Here is a 22570-nt window from a genome sequence, read left to right as displayed (position 1 = left end):
ATCGAAAAGAAGCGGGCAGTTCCTTCTCCCACCGGGAGAAGGTGGCGCAAAGCGCCGGATGAGGGTCGGGCGCAGCCCCGTGCAGCCAAACTGCACAGCGGCTGACCCTTGCTCGGCCCCGCTCCAACCAGGAGAGGGGCGTGAAGTCGGCGCGGATTGTAACGGACCCTGCGCATGCCAGGCGTTACACTTCACGCCCTTTTTTATTCCAGCCGAGACAGCGAAATGAGCGATTGGTCCCTCGACCAAGCCCGCAAGACCTATTCGATCCCGCATTGGGCCGACGGGTATTTCGATGTGAACGCTGCCGGACATGTCGTGGTCACGCCGACCGCCGATGGCCCGGCGGTGTCGCTGCCCGAGGTGGTGGATGCCGCGCGCGCAGCCGGTGCCAAGCTGCCGCTACTGGTGCGCTTCCCGGACATCCTGGGCCAGCGCCTGGGCAAGCTGCAGGCAGCGTTTGCGCAGGCGCAGTCGGAGTGGGATTACGCCGGCGGCTATACCGCGGTGTACCCGATCAAGGTCAACCAGCATCGTGGCGTGGCCGGCACCCTGGCCAGCCACCACGGCGAAGGCTTCGGGCTGGAAGCGGGCAGCAAGCCAGAACTGATGGCGGTGCTGGCGCTGTCGCGTCCGGGCGGGCTGATCGTGTGCAACGGCTACAAGGACCGCGAATATATCCGCCTGGCGCTGATCGGCCGCAAACTCGGGCTGCAGACCTTCATCGTCATCGAAAAGCCGTCCGAGCTGACCCTGGTGCTGGAAGAGGCGCGCGCGCTGGACGTCAAGCCCGGCCTGGGCGTGCGCATGCGCTTGGCCTCGCTGGGCGCGGGCAAGTGGCAGAACAGCGGCGGCGACAAGGCCAAGTTCGGGCTCTCGCCGCGGCAGGTGCTGGACCTGTGGAAGACGCTGCGCGACACCGAGTACGCCGACAGCCTGAATCTGCTGCATTTCCATATGGGCTCGCAGATTTCCAATGTGCGCGACATCGCCAACGGCATGCGCGAGGCCACGCGCTACTTCGTGGAGCTCTCGCGCCTGGGCGCGAAGATCAGCCATGTGGACGTGGGCGGCGGCCTGGGCATCGACTACGAAGGCACGCGCTCGCGCAGCTATTGCTCGATCAACTACGGCCTGCATTCGTATGCCAGCAACATCGTGCAGCCGTTGGCCAGCGCCTGCGAAGAGCATGGCCTGCCGCCGCCGCGCGTCGTCACCGAATGCGGGCGCGCAATGACCGCGCACCACGCGGTGCTGATCGCCAACGTGTCGGAAGTGGAGCAGGCGCCGGAAGGCCGCGTGCCGGACGCGCACGACGATGAGCCGGCCGCGATCCGCCACCTGCGCGAGATCCACGACGAGCTCGATGTGCGTCCGGCGGTGGAGCTGTTCCAGGAAGCCCAGCATTTCCATGCCGAAGGCTTGAGCGCGTACGCGCTGGGCCAGATCGACCTGCCGCAGCGCGCGCGCATCGACGACCTGTTCTATGCCATCGCACATGGCGTGCGCGCACGCCTGAGCTTCGACGAGAAGAGCCATCGCCCGGTGCTGGATGAGCTCAACGAGCGGCTGGTGGACAAGTATTTCGTCAACTTCAGCGTGTTCGAATCGATCCCGGACGTGTGGGCGATCGATCAGGTCTTCCCGATCGTGCCGATCGAGCGCTTGAACGAAGCGCCGCAGCGGCGCGGCATCATCGCCGACATGACCTGCGATTCGGACGGCATGGTCAAGACCTATGTCGAGAACGAGAGCCTGGACAGCTCGCTGCCGCTGCATGGCTTGAATGCCGGTGAGAGCTATCGCATCGGCTTCTTCCTGGTCGGCGCCTACCAGGAAATCCTGGGCGATATCCATAACCTATTCGGCGATACCGATGCGGTGGAAGTGGTGGTCAATCGCGATGGCTATCGCATCGCACAGCAGCGCCGCGGCGATACCACCGACGTGATGCTGGACTACGTGGGCTATCAGCTGGACACGCTGCGTGCCACCTATGCCGAGCGCATTGCTGCCGCACACCTGTCGCCGGAACGGGCGCAGGAACTCAGCGCTGCGCTGGAAGCGGGGCTGACCGGCTACACCTACCTGTCCGACGAGCCGCTGGGCTGATCGGCAATGCGCTGCGGCTGGGCCGCAGCGCTGGCGGTGCGCGACATGGCCCATCCTGCACGCGCTCGTGCCGCAAGCGCCGCCTGAAGCGGCAGGGGCATCACCGGCATGGACGCTGCAGGTTCTGCAACGTGTCGATGCGCGATCGCGCAGACGTGCGCTGGTCGGCTGCGATCCTGCGCTTCATGCAGCCGTACCCCGCCGGATCGAACAAAGTGCCTGCACTTGTCATGCGCTACGCCTTGCGATCGGCTCGAGCTTACGTTCTTCGCGCGTTTGTACTGCATGCCGATGACAATCAGGCGACCATCGCGTGATCGTGCACGCGAGGGAGTCAAACGCATTGAAGGCGTCTTTTCTCTCATAAAGTGATTTTCCGAATAACCTAATTCCAGTAACGCTCATTTGGAATTGGTCTTATTCAATGCGGGGTCTTATCTGCGGTGATGCGCGCATATTCGCCTTGAACTGCGTGCGTAGCGTCGACCATGCGGTATGCCGGATGCGGCGCGGGATTCGATCGGATGTATGCATGTAGAACACTAGTTCAAATCACAGTTCAGAAAGAAAATTTTCGGCATCACGCGATTTCCGTGATTTTTTGCACGGTTTCGGCCCCGCGCGAATTGTTAGTGTTCGTTTAACTTGTCGGGATACAAGTGCTTCAACTAGTCACCTGCACATTGTTGTTCGATTGTGCGAGTCGCTGTGCTGTGCGTCTTCATCATGCGTTTCCATCGCGTATTACCGGCAATTGTCGGTGGTCGGCGGTGTTTCTTACCCCTCGTTTTCTCAAGCCAGGTGCTGATCCGGTGTCCATTGACCGATAACGGTTGAAGGGTGTCGACGGACTGCGCGCCACACCAGAAGGATGCACGCAATGCACGCTGACGCCTCTCCCGTTTTTTTCCCCTGACCAAGGCGCAACGTGGCCTTTGGGTGGCCAACAAGTTGCACACCGAAAACACCTTGATGTTGGCCGAAGTATTGGAAATGTTCGGCCCGCTCAATCCCCAGGTGCTGATCCGTGCCAGCATGCAGCTGACGCACGAGTTCGATACGCTGCGCCTGTGTATCGTCGAGCACGAGGGCGTGCCTTCGCAGGTAGTCTTGCCCGAGTACAACGGCACGATTCCATACTTCGATGTCAGCTCCGATCCGGCTCCGCGTAATGCCGCCGAACATTGGATCGACGAAGAAATCCGCAAGCCGGCAAGACCTGCAGAACGGGCCGCTATGGCATTGCGCGGTGTTCCGTCTTGGCGAAGATCATCATATCTGGGTGCAATGCGTGAGCCATCTGGTGATGGACGGCTACTGCGCGTCGATCATGATGCAGCGCATGGCCGTGCTCTATAACGCCTACCTGGCCGACGTGGAGCCGGAGCCTGCGCAGTACGGCAGTGCATTGTCGCTGCTCGAAATGGAACAGCACTATCGCAACTCCGATCGGTTCCAGCGCGATCGCGAGTACTGGATGCAGCAGTTGGCCGATCTGCCGCCGCCGGCGACGCTGGCGCGGCCGGGCAATCCGCTGTCCACCGGGTTGTTGCGCGGCACCGGGCAGTTCTCGCCGCAGCAGGTGGTGCGTCTGCGCGCGCTGGGCAAGGAGTACGGCGCCAGCCTGCCGCAGATGCTGATTTCGCTGATTGCCGCGTACTACTACCGCTGCACCGGTGCCGAGGATCTGGTGCTGGCGATGCCGGTGACCGGCCGCATCAACGCGCGCTATAGGCAAACCGCAGGCCTGGTGGCCAACGTGATTTCGCTGCGCCTGAAGATGGACCCGCAGCAGCCTATCCATACCTTGTTCGCGCAGGTGTCGTCGGTGGTCCGTCATGCACTGCGCCATCAGCAATACCGCTTCGAGGACGTGCGCCGCGATCTGGGCATGTTCGGGATGGAGCAGAAGTTCGCACGCTTGGCGGTGAACATCGAGGCCTTCGACTACACCTTGCGCTTCGGCGAGGCGTACGCGGTACCGCACAACCTTTCCAACGGCCCGGCCGACGACCTCACCATCTTCTGCTACGAACGCGGCGATGGGGCCGCGCTGCGTTTCGATCTGGATGCCAACCCGGCGTTGTACGACAGCGAGGAACTGGCCGAACACTGCCGTCGCCTGACCCATCTGGCCGACGCGGTGCTGGCCGATCCGGAATGTGCGCTGGGCCAGGTGGATGTCCTCGGCGACAGCGAGCGCCGACGTTTGCTGCACACCTGGAACAACACCGCCGCGCCGCTGCCGCAACCGGCCACGCTGTTGCACGGCATGCTGCAACGCGCCGAGTTGATGCCTGCGGCCGTGGTGGCGCAATACGACAACCGCACGCTCGACTACGCCACGCTGTGCGAGCTTGCCTCGCGCATCGCTGCGCAATGGGTGGCCGATGGCGTGCGCCCTGGCGACGTGGTCGCGGTGGCGTTGCCGCGCAGCGAACAACTGTTGGTGGCGTTGCTGGCGGTGATGTGGTCCGGGGCCGCGTATCTGCCGCTGGATCCGGAGAGCCCGGCCGCACGCAACCGCCAGATGCTCAACGATTCCGGTGCCATCGGCCTGGTCTGCGAGCCGGCGCTGTGCGAGCGCTACCTGCTCGGTGGCATGGTCTGGCTGGATCCGCGCCCGGCCGTGTTGCCGGAGGCGATCGCACCGCTGGCGACGCCCGACGGCACTGCGTACGTGCTGTACACCTCCGGCTCCACCGGCGCACCCAAGGGCGTGGAAATCAGCCATCGCAACCTGTTCAATTTCCTGCATGCGATGGAGCACGAGCTGGCATTGCGTCCGCGCGATCGTGTCCTTGCCGTCACCACCATCACCTTCGATATCGCCGGGCTGGAGTTGTACCTGCCGCTGCTGGTGGGTGCGCGCGTGGTCATTGCACCAGCCGGTATCAGCCACGACCCGCGCGGTCTGTCGCGGTTGATCGCCGACGAACACATCAGCGTGGTGCAGGCCACGCCATCGCTGTGGCGCGTTCTGCTGGCCAATGAGGATCTGGTGCTGGATCGCATCCACGCGTTGATCGGCGGCGAGGCGTTGGTGCCGGAGCTGGCCACGCAATTGCTCAGCCGGGTAGGGCGCCTGACCCAGTTGTACGGGCCCACCGAAACCACGATCTGGTCGACCATCATGCCGTTGCAGCTGACCGATGCCGCCGCACCGCCGATCGGCAGACCGCTGCTCAATACGCGCGTCTATGTGCTGGATGCGCAGCGGCAACCGCTGCCGACCGGTGCGATCGGCGAGCTGTATATCGGTGGCGCAGGCGTGGCCAAGGGCTATCGCGGCAAGCGGCAGCTGACCAGCGAGCGTTTCATGCGCGACCCGTTCGCCGACGACGGCAGCAGCATGTACCGCACCGGCGACCGTGTGCGTCAACGCAGCGATGGCCTGCTGGAATTCATCGGGCGCGCCGATGCGCAGCTGAAGATCCGCGGGCATCGGGTGGAGCCGGCCGAAATCGAAAGCGCCTTGCTGCTGCATTCGCAGGTGGCACAGGCGGTGGTGGTGGGCCATGGCGATGGCGAGCATGCCTTGCAACTGCTGGCCTATGTGGTCGGCAAGCACGGCAACGCGCCATCGGTCGAGCTGCTACGCGCGCATCTGCAGCAGCGCCTGCCGGCATCGATGATTCCCACCCTGTGGGTGCCGCTGGAGGCGTTGCCGCTGACCCCCAACGGCAAGCTGGATCGGCGTGCATTGCCGGCGCCCGGCGCATTGCCGCAACGCGCGCATCTGGCGCCGCGCGATGCGCTCGAACGCCAGTTGGCAACGATGCTCCAGGAGGTGCTGGGCATCGAAGTGGTGGGCGTGGAAGACAACTTCTTCGAGCTTGGCGGCGATTCGCTGCGTGCGGCGGAAATGGCCGCGCGTTTCCCGCAGATGTTCGGGGTGGAACTGCCGCTGGGCACGTTGTTCCATGCACCGACGATCGCCGGCCTGGCCGAAGTGATCAGGCGCAGCGCACACACGCCCAACGACCCGTTGAGCGTGCTGCTGCCGCTGCGTGCAGGCACCGCCGGCACCACGCCGCTGTTCTGCATCCATCCGGTCATCGGTCTGGGCTGGTCGTATCTCACCTTGCTGGGTCAGCTGGATCCGCAGTGGCCGGTGTATGCGCTGCAATCGCCGGGCTTGAGCGACCCGCAGCACCGTCCGGAGAGCATCGAGGCAATTGCGCGCGATTACCTGGCGCGTCTGCGCAGCGTGCAGCCGACCGGGCCGTACCGTCTGCTGGGCTGGTCGCTGGGCGGTCTGATCGCGCACGCCATCACGGCCGAATTGCATGCGCTGGGCGAAGAGGTCCAGTTGCTGGCCATGCTCGACAGTTACCCGCATCTGGAACAGGCCGCATCGCTGTCGGAGTCGGAGAACGTGCGCGCCTCGGTGCACGCGTTGGCCTTGCATCTGGCGCCGGGCCAGCCGATGCCGACCACGGTCGCCGAGCTGGCCATCCTGTTGTGCGATCACTACGGGCTGAACGACCTGCCTGCGGTGCGCCAGTTGCTGGAGCAACGTCCCACCTTGCTGGACTATCTGGGCGCCCTCACCCAGCATTACCTGCAGCTGGCGCGGCGTCATCGGCCCAAGCCGCTGGACCAGGATGTGGTCTTTGTCGAGGCGAGGGTGCGCATGAGCTCCGGCGGCGACGATGCGCTGTGGGTGGATTACCGTCCCCAGGCGTGGCATCCGTACGTGCGCAACTTGCAGCTGCACGTTCTGGACAGCGACCACCATTCGATGCTCTCGCCGACTCATTCGGCCACGCTCAGCAGCGTGCTGCACGCGGCTACCGCAGAGGCTACCCGGGCTGTGCAGCCTGTGGGGCAGGCCGGCCATGGTGCGGTCGCCGGCGACGGAGTGACCGAATATGCCTGAGTCCGGAGCCGATCCGTCACGCCAGCGGCCGGTGGTGATCGCCACCCTCGGCACGCACGGGGACGTGCGCCCGATCATTGCGCTGGCGCTTGGACTGCAGCGGCGCGGTTATCCGGCGCGGGTGCTGACCAGTTCCAACTTCGAGACCTTGATCCGTGCCCACGGCCTGGAATTCTTCCCGCTCAGCGGCGATCTCCAGAAGCTGTTGCAAGACCATCCGGACGTTGCCGAGATGCGCGGCGCCCCTGCCATCTTGCGCAGGAAGTTGCTGGAGTGGGCGCGCGATTGGCCCGCCCAGGGCCGTGCGGCGTGCGCCGATGCCGGCTTGATCCTGGGCGTGGGCAGTGCCAGTTTCCTCGTCCACAGCCTGGGCGAGGCGTATGGCGTGCCGGTGGCGTTTGCGCAGTTGCAGCCGCTCACCGAGTCGCGCCACCTGCCGTTGATGCTGATGCCCAACCTGCGTCTGCCGGGAAGTGTCAGCGTGGCATTGCATCGCCTGATGCGCTTTGTCGGCTGGCAGCTGATGCGGCCGGCCTTCAACGATATCGTGCGTCCGGCATTGGGGCTGCCGGGGTATCCGTGGAGCGGTCCGGATCGCAGCACGCTGCGCGCGATCTACGGCTATAGCGCGCATGTGTGCCCGCGCCCGCCGGACTGGCCGGAGAGCGCGCAGGTGTGCGGCTTCTGGCAACTGCCGCCGTCGCAGTGGCAACCGCCGGCCGCGCTGCAGGCGTTTTTGCAGGCCGGGCCGCCGCCGCTGTATATCGGCTTCGGCAGCATGACCAGCAGCGCCGTCGCGCAGCTCACTGCTACGGTGAAGGCAGCGGTGCGACTGACCGGGCAGCGCGCGTTGCTGGCCAGCGGCTGGGGCGGCCTGGGGGCCGGGGATGCCGCTGCCGCCGATGACGCTGAGCGCTTCTTCCATCTGGAACAGGCACCGCACGATTGGCTGTTCCCGCGCGTGTCTGTGGCCGTGCATCACGGTGGTGCCGGCACCAGCGGTGCCGCGTTGGCGGCGGGCATCCCCTCGGTGGTGCTGCCGTTTGGCTACGACCAGTCGTTCTGGGCGCATTGCCTGGCCCAGCGCGGGGTTGCGCCGCCCGCGCTGGCGCGTGCCGGGCTGCAGCCAGAAGCCCTGGCCGCAGCCATCCAGCAGGCGAGCACGCCGGCCATGCGCGCGGCCGCGCGCGCACTCGGGCAACGGATTGGCCAGGAAGACGGCGTCCGCAACGCGGTCGATCAGCTGGAAGCCTGGCACCTGCTTGAACCCACGGCAGTGGCGCCCGCAGTGGCCACACGGACCGAGCAGCACGCCATCGCATAGGCGTGGCGATGCTGCGCATCTGCCGCCGCAGGCGATGCGCGCACTGCGGCGCCGCGTAGCAGTGCGTGGTTGGCAGCGACGCACTGTGCGCTGCCGGCATGCGGCACAATCGGGCTCCCTCGGTTGATCTGGCCCGCATGCGCTATCCCGCTCTGGACCTGTTGCGTGGCATCGCCATCGTGTGGGTGATGCTGTTCCATTCGTTCGTGGTCGGCGGGTTGGGGCCGGACTGGGAATGGCTGTCGCGCTACGGCTGGATGGGGGTGGACCTGTTCTTCGTGCTGAGCGGCTTTTTGATCGGCACCCAGGTGCTGACTCCGCTGTCGCGCGGCAAGCCATTGGACTTCGCCGATTTCTACCTGCGCCGCGCATTCCGCATCCTGCCGGCGTTTTTGGTGGTGCTGGCGATCTACATGGCATGGCCGGGTTTTCGCGAATCGCCCGGGCTGGCGCCATGGTGGATGTTTCTCACCTTCACCTTGAATCTGTTGGTCGATTACGGCGAGCAGGCCGCGTTCTCGCACGCATGGTCGCTCTGCGTGGAAGAGCATTTCTATCTGGTGTTTCCGTTGCTGGCGACGGTGTTGTTGCGGCGTCCATCGGCCGCGCGCGTGGTCGCGGTGTGCGTGGCGGTGGTGGTCGCCGGCATCGCGTTGCGCACCAGCGTGTGGCTGCACAACACGGCGCTGGATCAACTCGGCGGCGGCCAGCAGCGCAACTGGTTTGTGGAAGATCTGTATTACCCCACCTGGAACCGGCTGGACGGTTTGCTGGCCGGGGTCGTGCTGGCAGTGGTCAAGGTGTTTCGCCCGCACACATGGCAGCGCCTGCAGCAGCGCGGCACGACCTGGGCGTTTGCCGGGCTGGCCGTACTGGCGTTGGCCATGTGGTTGTTTCGCGAACGTACCGGTTTGATCGGCAACGCAGTGGGCTGGCCGGTGCTTTCGCTGGGGCTAGCCTTGCTGGTATTGGCAGGCACCGCGACCGACAGCGTACTGGGCCGCCTACGCGTGCCGGGCGCTACCTGGTTGGCCGCCATTTCCTACAGCGTGTATCTGACCCACAAGGCGATGTTCCATGTGACCCAGGGCTGGTTGGGCACCACGCTGGACGGCCATGGCGTGCTGGCCTTTGCGGTGTATGGCGTGGTGGCGCTGGCGGCGGGTGCGCTGTTGCATTACATGGTGGAACGTCCGTTCCTGCAGCTGCGTAGCGCGTTGCTGCGAAGGCGTGCAGCCGCGCGCCGCGATGCCGAACTTGCATGATGCGATGGCTGCGGATAACGGCGAGCGTGCACCGGTTGCGCATGGTGGCCGCCGCTGCAGCACCTGGTGTCAGGCAACCGGTCTGCGCAATTGCTGCGAATCTGCAGCGCCGATGCAAAGAAAAGCCGCGCAGTGCGCGGCTTTTCGATGCTCCGTTCGATGCTCCGTACCGCTTACGCGGCGCAGCGGGGGGTGTGCCTGGCGCACTGCGCGCTCACCGCCTAGGCCCTTGCGTCGTTGCAACGCCTCACTGCGCGTCGCGGGCCACCTGGAACCCCGCAAAGGACTGCGTCACCGGCATGATTTCCAGGCGGTTGATATTCAAATGCGCCGGCAGGCTGGCGACATAGAAGATCTGTTCGGCGATGTCTTCTGCCGTCATCGGGGTGGCGCCACGGTACAGCGTGTCCGACGCGGCCTGGTTGCCGCCGGTGCGCACCAGGGTGAATTCGGTCTCGGCCATGCCCGGTTCGATCGAGGTCACGCGCACGCCGGTGCCGTGCAGGTCAGAGCGCAGGCCCAGCGAAAACTGCTGCACGAAGGCCTTGGTGCCGCCGTAGACGTTGCCGCCGGTGTATGGGTAGGTGGCCGCGACCGAAGCGATGTTGATGATGGCGCCGCGGCGCGCAATCAACGCCGGCAGCAGGCGGTGGGTGAGCGTGACCAGCGCCGTGACATTGGTGTCGATCATCTGCTGCCACTGCGCCAGGTCGGCCTGCTGCGCGGGCGCGGTTCCCAGCGCCAGGCCGGCGTTGTTGACCAGCACGTCGATCTCGGCGAATGCGGCCGGCACCGCGTCGATCGCGTCCGACAAGGCGTGTGCATCGCGCATGTCGAACGCGGCGGCGTGTACCTGCCCGGCCGGCAGTTCAGCGGCCAGCGCCTGCAGGCGTTCGGCGCGACGGCCGGTGGCGATGACCTTCCAGCCGGCTGCGGCGAAGCGGCGCACGGCGGCGCTGCCGAATCCGGAGGTGGCACCAGTGATCAGGACGGTCTTGGACATGGGGAACTCCAGGGAGGACAGGGGGCGGGAAGCAGATTCAGTGAGCAGGCCGCGGGTTCGCCGTTGCGGCATGCCGCGCGCGCAGCAGCTCGTCGGTCAGGGCCTGGCGTGCGACGACGTGGCCACGCCGCAGCTGCAGCGCCACGTACGGGGCCGGTGCGTGCGCAGCGCTCGTGGCGGTGGCGGGCAGCGCCACGATCAATTCGCCATCCACCCAGGCGGCGGGCACTGGCGCTGGCTGGCCGGGGAACAGGACATCCAACGGCAGCGTGGGCGGTGCCTCGGCGCAGGCGCCCAAGACCACGCGATCGAGCCACAGCTGGTGTCCGTCCAGACGCCAGTAAGCGCGGTAGCCGCGCCAGTTGGCGCTGCAACTGCCCAGCGCGCTGCCGGCGTGCGCCACGAAACGCTTCCAGGTGGCTGGGTCGTCCAGTGGGCCGGACAAGGGTTCGGCCAGCAGGGTCGCCTGCTGGCCGTCGATCTGGATCAGGTCGGGCAGCTGATCGGTGGCCTGCGCCGGGCCGGCCCACGCCAGGACGCCCAGCAACATGCCAGCGATACGTCGCAACACGGGCGTTTACTGCGCCTTGATCGCGATGGCGGACAGGCCACTGCCGGTGAGCTTCTGCTTGGCCTCGGCAAGCTCGCTGGCACTGCCGTAGGGCCCCATGCGCACGCGATAGACCGTCTTGCCGCTGATGTCGGCCGATTCCACGCGTGCGGCCAGGCCCATCATCGCCAGCTTGGCCTTGGTGGATTCGGCATCGCCGGAGGCGCCGAACGAGCCGGCCTGCAGGATGTAGCGGGTGTTGTCGGCGACCGCCGGCGCAGCAGCCGGCGGCGCTGTTGCAGCGGCGGCGGTTGCGGCGGGTTTGGGCGCGGCGGCGGCCGGCGTGGTGAGTGCGGCGGTACTGGCCGGAGCCGGCGTGGCGGCCGGGCGTGCCGGTGCGGTTTCCGGCAGCGGCTTGGGTGCGCTGGCGCTGGTTTCCTTCAATGGCATCGCGACGCTGGCGGCCGGTGTAGCGGCTGCCACGCTGGCGCCGGGTGCGGGGGGCACGGGTTTGCCTTCCAGCGCCGCACGCGCTCGCGCGGCCTCTTCGGCGCGCGCACTGGCAGCCAATTCGGCGTCGGACATCTGCACTTCCTTGCCAGGCAGCAAGGTATAGAAGTCGTACTGGGTCTGTGCATCGCCGGGTTTGGCCTGCGGCTTGGGCGGCTGCGCGCTGGGCTTGGGCAGTTCGGCCGGCGTGTCCACGTCGGCATCGGCCACCGGCTCGGGCTGCGCATCCGGATTGGCACGCGGGCCCACGCGCAGGAAACCGTCGCCGTCCTTCTTGAACAGGTTGGGTGCGGCCAGAAAAATCACTGCCGCAATCGCGGCGCCAGCCACCAGCCACACCCAACCGGGGGTGCCATTGCTGGTGTTGCGCCGGGCCTGACTCTTACCGCGTCGTGCTGCCATCTACCACTTCTCCGAATCGTGTCGTTGCGGGCCCGCTGGCCCGCGTGCTGTGGCAACGCGCGCCGATGCGCTGATTGCCCGGTGAGCGCCATCGGCACCCGAGGTGGCAGGCCGGCGCCTACCGCCGTGCCATGCGCTGCGCCGCTGCCTGCGATGGCACCCGGCAGCGGCCGCCTGTTTACATCTTTTCCGGAGCGCTGACGCCGAGCAGTTCCAGGCCATTGGCCAGCACCTGTTGGGTGGCGACCGCGAGGGTGAGCTTGGCGTCGCGCTCGGCGGCAGCGTCCACCAGCACCTTGCTGTTGTGATACCACGTGTGGAAGGCGTGCGCCAATTCACGCAGGTACTGCGCGATCTGATACGGCTCCAACGCCTGACCGGCGATTTCCACCACTTCCGGGTAACGCGACAGCTCCAGCATCACCGCCAGCGAGTGCTCGTCTTCCAGGCATGCGAGCTCGGCCAGGCCGTGGGCCTGGTCGTACTTGTAGCCCTTTTCCTGCGCCTGGCGCAGCACGCTGCACACGCGCGCATGCGCGTACTGCACGTAGAACACCGGGTTGTCGTTGCTCTGCGCACGCGCCAGGTCGATATCGAAGGTGAGCTGCGAATCGGGCTTGCGCGCGATCAGGAACCAGCGCACCGCATCGGCGCTGGTTTCTTCGATGAGGTCGCGCAGGGTGACGTAGCTGCCGGCGCGCTTGGACAGTTTCACTTCCTCGCCGCCGCGCATCACCGTGACCATCTGGTGCAGCACGTATTCCGGCCAGCCCTGCGGAATGCCCAGTTCCATCGCCTGCAGGCCGGCGCGCACGCGCGTCAGCGAACCGTGGTGGTCTGCGCCCAGTTCGGTGATGGCGCGCTCGTAGCCGCGCTGCCACTTGGTCAGGTGATAGGCCACGTCCGGCACGAAATAGGTATAGGTACCGTCGGACTTGCGCATGACGCGGTCTTTGTCGTCGCCGAAGTCGGTGGACTTCAGCCACAGCGCGCCGCCTTCCTCGTAGGTGTGGCCGGAGGCGATCAGCTTCTGCACCGCTTCTTCGACCTTGCCGTCCTTGTACAGCGAGCTTTCCAGGAAGTAGATGTCGAAATCGACCCGGAACGCCGCCAGGTCGTGGTTCTGCTCGTTACGCAGGTACGCCACCGCGAAGCGGCGGATCGATTCGAGATCGGCCGGATCCTTGGTGCCGGTGACCAGATGGCCCTCCAGGTCGACGGTCTCGCCGGCCAGGTAGGCATTGGCCACATCGGCGATGTAGTCGCCGCGGTAGCCGTTTTCCGGCCAGCCGTCGCTGTCGGGGGTGAGCCCCTGCGCACGTGCCTGGACCGACAACGCCAGGTTCTCGATCTGCACGCCGGCGTCGTTGTAGTAGAACTCGCGCTTGACGTTCCAGCCGTTGGCGTCGAGCACGCGCGCCAGGCTGTCGCCGATGGCCGCGGCGCGGCCGTGGCCGACATGCAGCGGGCCGGTCGGGTTGGCCGAAACGTATTCCACGCCCACCGAACGGCCGTTGCCGGCCAGCCCGCGGCCGTAGTCGTGACCCTGCTTGATCACATGCGCCACTTCGCGCTGGTAGGCGGTGGGAGCCAGATGGAAATTGATGAATCCGGGGCCGGCGATCTCCACCTTGGTCACGTCGTCGCTGGCCGGCAGCGCGGCAACCAGCGCCTGCGCCAGTGCGCGCGGATTGCTGCGCGCAGCCTTGGCCAGCAGCATCGCGGCGTTGGTGGCGAAGTCGCCGTGCTCGCGGGTCTTGGGTCGCTCGACCACAAAATCCGGCGGCAGGGTGTCGGCGGGCAGGGTGCCATTGGCGCGCAAGGCTTCAATGCCTTGGCCGATCAGTGCGCGGAGTAGGGCTTTCACGTGGGATCTGCTTGGAACCAAACCAGCGATTTTACCCGACCGCGTGCCGCAGGGTCCGACCGATGGTTCAGGTCAGCGCACCACTGCTCATTCTAGCCAGCCGCGCTCGGCGAACGACACCGGCCGACCATCGCCGATGACGAAATGGTCCAGCAGGCGGATGTCCACCAGCTCCAGGCTGTCCAGCAGCCGCTTGGTGACCGCGCGGTCGGCCTCGGAGGGCTCCGGATTACCCGACGGGTGGTTATGCCCGACGATCACCGCCGCCGCGTTGTGCAGCAGCGCCCGCCGGACCACTTCGCGCGGGTGGATGTCGGCACCGTCGATGGTGCCGGTAAACAGTTCCTCGAAGGCGATGGCGCGGTGGCGGTTGTCCAGGAACAGCGCCGCGAACACTTCATAGGCCCGCGCGCGTAGCCGCTGCGAGAAGTAGCGGCCCACGCTGGGCGGGTCGCTGAGCGCCTGGCCACGCTCCAGCGCGCTCATCAGGTGCCGCTGGGCCAGTTCCATCCCGGCGGCGAGCTTGCAGGCCGAGGCCGGGCCCAGCCCGGGCAGGCGCGCCAACGTCCTGGGCGGGCGGTCCAGCAGCAGGCGCAGCGGGCCGTGCCGATGCAGCAGATCGCGCGCGGTCTGCACCGCATCCTGGCCACGCAGACCGGAGCCGACGAAGATCGCCAGCAGCTCGGCATCGGACAAGGCAGTGGCCCCGCGCGCCAGAAGTTTCTCGCGCGGGCGTTCGTGGGTGGGCCAGTCGTGTATGTGCATATGGCGAGATTGCCGGTGCTCATCGCCGACGCCCATCAGGCCAAGCAGAGGCATCGGCTAATCTAGTTGTCCTTGTAACCGTAGGACGACCCCGACGTGATCGGCTCCACTCAGGCCCGCCCCCTGGACGGACAGCGTTTGCTGCTGTGCGTCGGCGGAGGCATCGCCGCTTACAAATCGCTCGAACTGGTCCGTCGCCTGCGCGACGCCGGTGCGCAGGTGCAGGTCGCCATGACCGGCGGTGCGCAACAATTCGTCACCCCGCTCAGCTTCCAGGCATTGTCCGGGCAGCCCACCCGCACCACGCTGTGGGACAGCGCCGCCGAGCAGGCGATGGGCCACATCGAACTGGCGCGCTGGGCCGACCGGGTGATCGTCGCCCCGGCGACCGCCGACCTGCTGGCGCGTCTGGCGCATGGTCTGGCCGACGATCTGGTCACCACGCTGTGCCTGGCCACGACCGCGCCGCTGACCGTGGCGCCGGCCATGAACCACCGCATGTGGCTGCATCCGGCCACCCAGGCCAATATCGCCACCCTGCGCGCGCGCGGGGTGGCGGTGGTGGGCCCTGACGACGGCCCGCTGGCCGAGGGCGAATCCGGCCCCGGCCGGCTGGCCGAACCGGCGGCGATCATTGCGGCGCTGGCCGGCGGCGCGGCGGTCGCCAACGCTGCCCCGGAGGGCGCCAAGAGCGTCGCCGCGCCCGTCTTCATTCCTAGCAGCGCCCAGCTGGAAGGCCTGCGCATCGTGATCAGTGCCGGCCCCACCTTCGAAGACCTGGACCCGGTGCGCTACGTCGGCAATCGCAGCAGCGGCAAGATGGGCTATGCCCTGGCCGCCGCAGCTGCCAGGCAGGGCGCCGATGTGGTGCTGGTCAGCGGGCCGGTGCATCAGACCACCCCACCCGGCGTGCAGCGCATCGACGTGCGCTCGGCCGCGCAGATGCGCGACGCGGTGCTGGGCGCATTCCCGGCCGACATCTACATCGGCGCTGCCGCCGTGGCCGACTACACCCCCAAGCGGGTGGTGTCGCAAAAGATCAAGAAGACCGGCGAAACGTTGACCCTGGAACTGGTGCGCACCCCGGACATCCTGTCCGAGGTCGCCGCGCAGACCGGCGCGCTGAAACTGGTGGTCGGTTTTGCTGCCGAAACGCACGACGTGGAGCATTACGCCCGTGGCAAGCTGGCGGCCAAGCGGCTGGACCTGATCATCGCCAACCAGGTGGGGATCGAAGGCGGCGGATTCGAGAGCGACAACAACGCAGCCACGGCCTATTGGCAGGGCGGCGAGCGCGTGTTCCCCAGCAGCAGCAAGACCGAGTTGGCAGACCAGCTGCTGGCCCTGATCGCGGAGAGATTGCAGGCATGAGCCCCCCAACCCAGTCCTTGCAGGTGAAGTTGCTCGACCCGCGCTTCGGCGATCTGTGGCCGCTGCCGGCCTATGCCACCGAATCCAGTGCCGGCATGGACCTGCGCGCCGCGCTGGAGGCGCCGATGACGCTGCAGCCGGGCGATGCGGCGTTGATTCCCAGCGGTATCGCGATCCATCTGGCCGACCCGCAGCTGTGCGCGGTGATCCTGCCGCGCTCGGGGTTGGGTCATCGCCACGGCATCGTGCTTGGCAACGGCACCGGTTTGATCGATGCCGATTACCAGGGCCCGTTGCTGATCAGCACCTGGAATCGCGGCCGCGAGGCCTTCACCATCGAGCCGGGCGACCGCATCGCGCAGCTGGTGGTCCTGCCGATCGTGCGTATGGGCTTGCAAGTGGTGGATACTTTCGTCGACAGCGCGCGGGGAGCGGGTGGATTCGGCCACACCGGCGTGCGCTGACAGGGGAAATGACATGAGCAAGACGAACGAGCGCAGGCAGGGGATGTCCAGCGTGCGTACGAGTGGTCCGGTGTTGGGGGGCATCTTGGTGCTGCTGGCTGCCTGGTTCGGCTGGAACAGTTATGCGCAATGGCGCCAAGACACGGTGGCGCAAGGGCTGGAGCAGGTGCGCGACCGTGCCGTGCAGGACCTAGGCCAGGCCATGGCCACGCAGGCCGGCCAGCTCGATGCGGTGCTCAAGCAGCCGCCGGTCGTCGCTGCGTTGGCCGGTGGCGACGCACTGGCGGCCGCATCGGCCATCCGCGAGCGTTTCAAAGGTGCCGAGGATGTCCAGGTGCTGCCTGGGGACCTTGCCGCGGCCTATGCCAACCCAAAGGATTTCGGTTACGCGCGTCTGAGCCTGCTCGAATCGGCGCAGGTGGCCGACCGTGCCCAGGTCCGGGTCGTGCGCGACGCCAAACAAGTCCGCCTGGGCGTGGCTGCCGCGGTGCGCCTTAGCGGGCAGCCGGCGGTGGCGTATGCGCGGTTGCCGTTGCTGCGCCTGACCGGCCCGCTGGATGCAATTGCGGCACCAAGCAGCGCCTACCTGGCCCTGCGCCAGGGCAGCTACAACGTCGCCCAGCAGGGCGATATGGCACTGGCCGATGCCGCCGAAACGCTGGCCAGGCCGCTTGGGAACAGCGGCTTGCGCGTGGCTGCGGCGGTGCCGCAAGGCGATAGCGGCCCGCTGGGCTTGGGCGCCGTCGGTTGCGCCATCGTGGCGGCATTGCTGCTGATCATTGCGGTGCTGCTGGTGCTGGCCAGCCGGGGGCAGGTGGCCTTGCCGCGGCGCCGGGTTGCCAACCAATCCGGCGCCGATGAACCCACCTTCAGTCAAAGCCTGCAGCACGACGCCAGCGTTGCCAGCGAAGCACGCGCGCTGGACGTCGAGGCACCGCCAGCACCGCCAGCGCTGGTGCCGGCAGTGCAGGTCGCCACCGAGATGTTCCGTGCCTACGACATCCGCGGCGTGGTCGGCCAAGACCTCAACCCCGGCGTTGCCGCCTTGATCGGCCAGGCCATCGGCAGCGTGATGCAGGCGCAGGGACTGCGCGATGTGGTGGTCGGTCGCGACGGCCGGCTGTCCGGACCGGAGCTGAGCAATGGCCTGATCGAAGGCCTGCGCCGCGCCGGCTGCAACGTGACCGACATCGGCCTTGCACCGACGCCGGTGGTGTACTTCGGCGCGTACGAACTGCGTGCCGGCAGCTGTGTGGCGGTGACCGGCAGCCACAATCCACCGGACTACAACGGCTTCAAGATCGTGATCGGCGGCGAGACCTTGTCCGGCGCCGCTATCGCCGAACTGCACCAGCGCATCAACGAAGGCCGCCTGCATACCGCTGCCACGCCTGGCGAGCTGGAACAGCGCGACATCAGCGATGCCTACATCCAGCGCATCGCCGACGACGTCCAGCTGGACCGCCCGATCAAGGTCGTGGTGGATGCCGGCAACGGCGCGGCCGGCGAGATCGCACCGCGCCTGCTGGAAGCGATCGGTGCCGAAGTGATTCCGTTGTACTGCGACATCGACGGCACCTTTCCCAACCATCACCCCGATCCGAGCGAGCCGCACAATCTCAACGACCTGGTGAAGATGGTGCAGCGTTTCGATGCGGATATCGGCGTGGCGTTCGATGGCGATGCCGATCGCCTGGGCGTGGTGACCAAGGAAGGCGCGATGGTGTTTCCGGACCGCCTGCTGATGCTGTTCGCCGCCGATGTGCTGCAGCGCAATCCGGGCGCATTGGTCATCTACGACGTGAAGTGCACCGGCAAGCTGTCCGACTACGTGTTGCGCAACGGCGGCAGTCCGCTGATGTGGAAGACTGGTCATTCGTTGATCAAGTCCAAGATGCGCGAGACCGACGCCGAACTGGCTGGCGAGATGAGCGGGCACTTCTTCTTCAAGGAGCGCTGGTACGGCTTTGACGACGGCATCTACGCTGCCGCACGCTTGCTGGAAATCCTGGCCCAGCGCGAGCAGACGCCGTCCGAGGTGCTGGACGCCTTGCCTGAAAGTGTCGCTACGCCGGAGATCAAGGTGCCGGTGGAAGGCGATGCGCATGCGCTGGTGGCGCGCTTTGTCGCGCGTGCGCAGACCGGCGAAGAATCGCCGTTCGAATCGGCGCGGCTGTCGACCATCGATGGGCTACGCGCGGACTTCATCGACGGCTGGGGTCTGGTACGCGCCTCCAATACCACGCCGATCCTGGTGTTGCGGTTCGAAGCCGACAGCGAGGCCGCATTGCAGCGGATTCGCACGCTGTTCCGCAACGAACTGCAGACGTTGTTGCCGGAGCATCCATTGGCGTTCTGATTGCCGGATGCGCGGACCGTTCGCTGCGTTGCCTGTGGAGAGGCAACGCAGCTGGGCCGGTGCGCGACGCGGCGGGCCGTCATCCGGCATCTCCCGGTGTACGCGGTCGCCCGTGTGTTCCACCTGCTCCGGTTGGCTCGGCGCGACCGCATTGCGTGGTGATCGATGCGGCGCCGTGACCGACCGGCAATAGCCAGACTGCGTCCCAGTACGGATACCCGCCCACCTGCTCGGCCAGGCCCGCCCGCAGGGGTAAGGCGACCAGCGTGCGGGCGAACTGTCGATGATCGCTTTGCAGCGGGAGCGCCGTGACCTGCATCTGCGGCTGCCACACCGTTCCACCACGCCCGCGTGCGCGATTGACTGCATCGGTAGTCTTCAGTCGCGCCGCCATGGCCAATTGCAGCAATGCCGCCTTGCTCGGTGCCTGCAGCAACCCGCACCACGTGTCAGGCAACAACACCCAGCACAACAACTGCGCACCTTGCCAATGGCGTGGCAGCGCCAGGCTGGCCGCCGCGGCGCGAGCGCAGCGCCAATCCGCGAATAGCGGCACGTGCTGATGCGTGGGCAGCCGCAAATGCCAATACGCTGCTTCAAGCGTCGGCGTGGACAGGGGGCGAGGACGGAGCGCTCTGGACATGGTGACAGCGTGCCCGTGGCGCAGGAACGGCGACATCGGCAGGCAACCCACGATCGCGTCGGCCGCGCGCGCAGTGGCATGTCCGAAAAGTGGATATCAGCGGTCAACGCTATCGCCACGCCTCCGGCAAGCTGCGCTGCATTGGGTGGATGCAGCGGGTGACGTCGAGGCGCGCAGGCGCTCATCAATCACGTGCATCACATCCCCAAAACCTGGTCGGTGAGATGCAGTGGGCCCGGATCGCTTCTGTCGCAGCGCACCCGGATCAATTCCGTACGCTGAGGCAGCGCCAAACCACGAAGGATCACCAAAAATCAGATGCGGCAATGGATTTTGCAGCGACACGCACTCGTATCCATCTCAACCACCACGGCGCTCACCAATTGCGTTCGATCACAGCAACTATTCGGCCCAGGAGATTCGATTCCCGAATCCCGAATCCCAAATCCCAAATCCCCGCCTCAATGACCGGCCCGGTCGCGTTTCCACCCGCGATGTTTCACATCCAGATACAGGCTGTAAAACGCGGTAAACGCCGGGAACAGGTTCTGCAACACGCCCACCGAATCCTGCTTGGCCGAAAACACGAAGTAGCTCAGCGTCATCAGGCTGCCGACCACGCTCATGTACCAGAACAGGCGCGGAATCACCGGTTTGCCGGCGCGCTTGGAGGCAACGAACTGCACCAGCCAGCGGCCACCGAACATCAGCGCACCGACATAGCCGATCAGCTTCCACCCGGTCACATGGATGCCGGTCCAGTACAGCCAGGTCAGTTGCTGGTCCAGCAGGTTCGTTTCCATCAACGTTCCTCCACCACGGTGCGCTTGCTGCGGGTGATCAGCCACGCCACGCCGCGCAGGTCGCGGATGCCGACCAGGGCGCGATTGAGATTGTTGTACTTGGACACCCCGGCGGTGCGGTGGCGGTGGTTGACCGGCACGCTCACCGTGCGCCAGCCGGCGCGCTGCATCAACGCCGGCAGGTAGCGATGCATGTGGTCGAAGTACGGCAGGTCCAGGAACGCCTCGCGCTCGAACAGCTTGATGCCGCAGCCGGTGTCGGGCGTGTTGTCGCGCAGCATGCGTGAGCGGATCGCGTTGGCCCATTTGCTGGCCCAGCGCTTGGAGCCGGAATCCTGGCGATTGACCCGCCAGCCGGCGAACAGCTTCACCTGCGCCTGCGCTTGACTGCGCGCGATGAGCAGCTTGGGGATGTCGGCCGGGTCGTTCTGGCCGTCGCCATCGAGCGTGGCGATCCAGCTGGCGCGTGCGGCCTTCACCCCGCTGCGCACCGCCGTGCTCTGGCCGCTCTGGGTCACATGATGCAACACGCGCAGTTCCGGTGTGGTGCTCTTCAGGCCTTGCAGCACTGAGAGCGTGTCGTCGCGCGAATGGTCGTCGACATACACGATTTCGAAGGCCACCACGCCGCGCAGGGCGCTGACGATTTCGCCCACCAGCGTGGCGACGTTATCGCGCTCGTTGAATACCGGGACGACGACGGACAGCTGAGGTTGGCTCATGGATGCGGGGTAGCCGGATGAAGGCTGAGCGAAAAAGATCGGGCATTGTGCCCTGACTCTCTGAGTCAGGCATGAAGCATGCACGCGTTATGCGCAGCGGAACGGTTGGAAGCAGCCTGTAGCGTGTGGTGGGGAGTGGCCAAGGCTGCAAATGCGTGGACTCGCGGGCCGATCACGCCTGATCGCCCGCTGCAGCACAGCTGGCACCCATCGCCACGTGCATCGCGTGTCTGCCATGCGGTCGTACGCCAGGGCGGCTGATCGAAGGCAAGCCCTGCATCTGGCTCGCATGGCGGCCTCGGCGCCCTGCGCTCCATGGGTCCATCGATGCCGTCGCGCACCTGCGCCGCAGACCCCACCAAGCGCTAGGCGCGCTCGCCGAAATACTGCCGGCACCAAGCCACGACCTGCGGCAAACCACGCTCGACCGGGGTCGCCGGATCGAACCCGAAGGCCGCCTGCGCACGCTGCGTATCGGCCATGGTGCGGAGCATGTCGCCCGGCTGCATCGGCCGGTAGACTTTCTCGGCTGGGCGGCCGGCGGCCTGCGCAATCACCTCGATGAAGGTCTCCAGCTCCACCGGCGTGTGGTTGCCCAGGTTGAACACCCGGTGCGGCACCGGCGCAGTACTGGGCGTGTCCAGCGCGCCCAGCACACCGGCCACGATGTCGTCGACGAAGGTAAAATCGCGCTGCATCTTGCCGTGGTTGAACACCTCGATCGGCCGCCCCGCCAGCACCGCACGGCTGAAAATCAGCGGCGCCATATCCGGCCGGCCCCACGGCCCGTACACCGTGAAAAAGCGCAGCCCGGTCGCGCGCAGGCCATACAGCTGCGCATAGGTGTAGCCCATCAGTTCGTTGGCCGCCTTGGTTGCCGCGTACAACGAACGCGGCTGGTCCACGCGCTGGTCTTCGGAGAACGGCGGGGTGGCCGAATCGCCGTAGACCGAACTGCTTGAGGCATACACCAGGTGCTGCACGCCGCGGTGCCGGCACAGCTCGAGCATGTTGACGAAGCCAACCAGGTTGCTGTCCACGTAAGCGTGCGGGTTTTCCAGCGAATACCGCACGCCCGCCTGCGCCGCCAGATGCACCACGCGGGTCGGCTGGATCTCATCGAACAGTGCGGCCAGACCCTCGCGATCGGTCAGATCCAGCGTGCGGATATCGATGCCGGGGCACAGCGCCGCCACCCGGTCGCGCTTGAGCTGCGGGTCGTAGTAGCTGTTGTAGTTGTCCAGCCCCACCACCGTCTCACCGCGTGCAGCCAGCGCGCGGCAGGTATAGGCACCGATGAAACCGGCAGCGCCGGTGACGAGAATGGTCATGGCTGTGATCCTGGGAAATACGGAAATAAAAGGCTGGCGCTCCGGATGCGCACGCGCGGCGCATTGCAGGCGCCGCCGCGAGTGGGTTCGGCATCTTCCTGCTGCCAACGCGCCTGCCGTGCGCAGTGCGCCAGGCGCGATTGGCGGTGCTCGCAGCGCATGCGGCGCTCAACATCAAGGCTGCAGCGCACCATGCG

16 protein-coding genes and 1 pseudogene are annotated in these 22570 nt (G+C 66.5%); 8 read left to right on the top strand and 9 right to left on the bottom strand.

Annotation, left to right across the window (positions count from 1 at the left end):
* The first annotated feature begins 225 nt into the window (after window positions 1–225).
* The 5 genes and pseudogenes from speA (at window position 226) to FLG15_RS19360 (ending at window position 9583) form a co-directional block, all read left to right on the top strand.
* Window positions 226–2112 (top strand): arginine decarboxylase, encoded by a 1887-nt coding sequence (gene speA / locus FLG15_RS19380; RefSeq protein ID WP_057687010.1) that lies wholly within the window; start codon window positions 226–228, stop codon window positions 2110–2112.
* Window positions 2113–2249: 137 nt separating this feature from the next.
* Entirely contained in the window at window positions 2250–2429 is a 180-nt protein-coding gene (locus FLG15_RS19375) for a hypothetical protein (RefSeq protein WP_057660426.1), read from the top strand.
* Window positions 2430–2992: 563 nt separating this feature from the next.
* Window positions 2993–6994, top strand: a pseudogene (locus tag FLG15_RS19370) (amino acid adenylation domain-containing protein).
* Complete coding sequence (locus FLG15_RS19365) at window positions 6987–8318, top strand: glycosyltransferase (RefSeq protein WP_150147086.1); 1332 nt, start codon at window positions 6987–6989, stop codon at window positions 8316–8318. Before FLG15_RS19370 ends, FLG15_RS19365 begins: the two are co-directional and overlap by 8 nt.
* Before the next feature lie 137 nt (window positions 8319–8455).
* Entirely contained in the window at window positions 8456–9583 is a 1128-nt protein-coding gene (locus tag FLG15_RS19360; protein ID WP_057678691.1) for an acyltransferase family protein, read from the top strand.
* Between the two features lie 247 nt (window positions 9584–9830).
* Here FLG15_RS19360 and FLG15_RS19355 read toward each other — a convergent pair whose 3' ends face one another.
* The 5 genes from FLG15_RS19355 to radC form a co-directional block, all read right to left on the bottom strand.
* A complete protein-coding gene (locus FLG15_RS19355; protein WP_057660420.1) occupies window positions 9831–10586 on the bottom strand; it encodes an SDR family NAD(P)-dependent oxidoreductase in 756 nt (251 codons plus the stop codon).
* 37 nt (window positions 10587–10623) lie between these two features.
* Window positions 10624–11157, bottom strand: coding sequence for a hypothetical protein (locus tag FLG15_RS19350; RefSeq protein WP_057660418.1), 534 nt, complete (start codon window positions 11155–11157; stop codon window positions 10624–10626).
* A gap of 6 nt (window positions 11158–11163) precedes the next feature.
* Window positions 11164–12048 (bottom strand): SPOR domain-containing protein, encoded by an 885-nt coding sequence (locus tag FLG15_RS19345; protein WP_057678692.1) that lies wholly within the window; start codon window positions 12046–12048, stop codon window positions 11164–11166.
* 178 nt (window positions 12049–12226) lie between these two features.
* Window positions 12227–13915 (bottom strand): arginine--tRNA ligase, encoded by a 1689-nt coding sequence (argS, locus tag FLG15_RS19340; RefSeq protein ID WP_017156754.1) that lies wholly within the window; start codon window positions 13913–13915, stop codon window positions 12227–12229.
* Between the two features lie 87 nt (window positions 13916–14002).
* Entirely contained in the window at window positions 14003–14680 is a 678-nt protein-coding gene (gene radC / locus FLG15_RS19335; RefSeq protein WP_057678699.1) for a RadC family protein, read from the bottom strand.
* A 96-nt stretch (window positions 14681–14776) separates the two neighbouring features.
* Here radC and coaBC point away from each other — a divergent pair, with 96 nt between their 5' ends.
* Genes coaBC through FLG15_RS19320 form a run of 3 tightly spaced genes read left to right on the top strand, consistent with a single transcriptional unit; the run spans window position 14777 to window position 18874 of the window.
* Entirely contained in the window at window positions 14777–16051 is a 1275-nt protein-coding gene (gene coaBC / locus FLG15_RS19330; protein ID WP_057685211.1) for a bifunctional phosphopantothenoylcysteine decarboxylase/phosphopantothenate--cysteine ligase CoaBC, read from the top strand.
* The gene (gene dut, locus FLG15_RS19325; protein WP_014091285.1) at window positions 16048–16515 is read left to right on the top strand and encodes a dUTP diphosphatase; all 468 of its coding nucleotides are present in this window, start codon (window positions 16048–16050) and stop codon (window positions 16513–16515) included. The genes coaBC and dut overlap by 4 nt, the downstream gene beginning before the upstream one ends.
* A 13-nt stretch (window positions 16516–16528) precedes the next feature.
* A complete protein-coding gene (locus tag FLG15_RS19320; RefSeq protein WP_150147083.1) occupies window positions 16529–18874 on the top strand; it encodes a phosphomannomutase/phosphoglucomutase in 2346 nt (781 codons plus the stop codon).
* A gap of 79 nt (window positions 18875–18953) precedes the next feature.
* Here FLG15_RS19320 and FLG15_RS19315 read toward each other — a convergent pair whose 3' ends face one another.
* The 4 genes from FLG15_RS19315 to FLG15_RS19300 form a co-directional block, all read right to left on the bottom strand.
* Window positions 18954–19553 carry a hypothetical protein gene (locus FLG15_RS19315; RefSeq protein ID WP_057678695.1) on the bottom strand — a complete coding sequence of 200 codons (600 nt, stop codon included), beginning with the start codon at window positions 19551–19553 and terminating at the stop codon, window positions 18954–18956.
* Window positions 19554–19978: 425 nt separating this feature from the next.
* The gene (locus tag FLG15_RS19310; RefSeq protein WP_017156759.1) at window positions 19979–20320 is read right to left on the bottom strand and encodes a lipid-A-disaccharide synthase N-terminal domain-containing protein; all 342 of its coding nucleotides are present in this window, start codon (window positions 20318–20320) and stop codon (window positions 19979–19981) included.
* Window positions 20320–21042, bottom strand: coding sequence for a glycosyltransferase family 2 protein (locus FLG15_RS19305; protein ID WP_057678696.1), 723 nt, complete (start codon window positions 21040–21042; stop codon window positions 20320–20322). Before FLG15_RS19305 ends, FLG15_RS19310 begins: the two co-directional genes overlap by 1 nt.
* A 365-nt stretch (window positions 21043–21407) precedes the next feature.
* Window positions 21408–22373 carry an SDR family NAD(P)-dependent oxidoreductase gene (locus FLG15_RS19300; protein WP_057678697.1) on the bottom strand — a complete coding sequence of 322 codons (966 nt, stop codon included), beginning with the start codon at window positions 22371–22373 and terminating at the stop codon, window positions 21408–21410.
* Between the last annotated feature and the right edge of the window lie 197 nt (window positions 22374–22570).

It is taken from the genome of Xanthomonas phaseoli pv. dieffenbachiae (assembly GCF_008639345.1).
GTDB lineage: Bacteria > Pseudomonadota > Gammaproteobacteria > Xanthomonadales > Xanthomonadaceae > Xanthomonas > Xanthomonas phaseoli.
The sequence above is the reverse complement of the archived record's forward strand: the minus strand, read 5'-3'. Positions and strand labels throughout refer to the sequence as shown.

Excerpts from the sequence above, each read along its gene's own strand:
- dut (WP_014091285.1), top strand. The coding sequence starts at position 16,048 with ATGAGCCCCCCAACCCAGTCCTTGCAGGTGAAGTTGCTCGACCCGCGC.
- speA (WP_057687010.1), top strand. The coding sequence starts at position 226 with ATGAGCGATTGGTCCCTCGACCAAGCCCGCAAGACCTATTCGATCCCG.
- FLG15_RS19365 (WP_150147086.1), top strand. The coding sequence starts at position 6,987 with ATGCCTGAGTCCGGAGCCGATCCGTCACGCCAGCGGCCGGTGGTGATC.
- FLG15_RS19360 (WP_057678691.1), top strand. The coding sequence starts at position 8,456 with ATGCGCTATCCCGCTCTGGACCTGTTGCGTGGCATCGCCATCGTGTGG.
- FLG15_RS19320 (WP_150147083.1), top strand. The coding sequence starts at position 16,529 with ATGAGCAAGACGAACGAGCGCAGGCAGGGGATGTCCAGCGTGCGTACG.
- FLG15_RS19355 (WP_057660420.1), bottom strand. The coding sequence starts at position 10,586 with ATGTCCAAGACCGTCCTGATCACTGGTGCCACCTCCGGATTCGGCAGC.
- FLG15_RS19315 (WP_057678695.1), bottom strand. The coding sequence starts at position 19,553 with ATGTCGCCGTTCCTGCGCCACGGGCACGCTGTCACCATGTCCAGAGCG.
- FLG15_RS19305 (WP_057678696.1), bottom strand. The coding sequence starts at position 21,042 with ATGAGCCAACCTCAGCTGTCCGTCGTCGTCCCGGTATTCAACGAGCGC.
- FLG15_RS19310 (WP_017156759.1), bottom strand. The coding sequence starts at position 20,320 with ATGGAAACGAACCTGCTGGACCAGCAACTGACCTGGCTGTACTGGACC.
- FLG15_RS19375 (WP_057660426.1), top strand. The coding sequence starts at position 2,250 with ATGCGCGATCGCGCAGACGTGCGCTGGTCGGCTGCGATCCTGCGCTTC.
- radC (WP_057678699.1), bottom strand. The coding sequence starts at position 14,680 with ATGCACATACACGACTGGCCCACCCACGAACGCCCGCGCGAGAAACTT.
- FLG15_RS19300 (WP_057678697.1), bottom strand. The coding sequence starts at position 22,373 with ATGACCATTCTCGTCACCGGCGCTGCCGGTTTCATCGGTGCCTATACC.
- FLG15_RS19345 (WP_057678692.1), bottom strand. The coding sequence starts at position 12,048 with ATGGCAGCACGACGCGGTAAGAGTCAGGCCCGGCGCAACACCAGCAAT.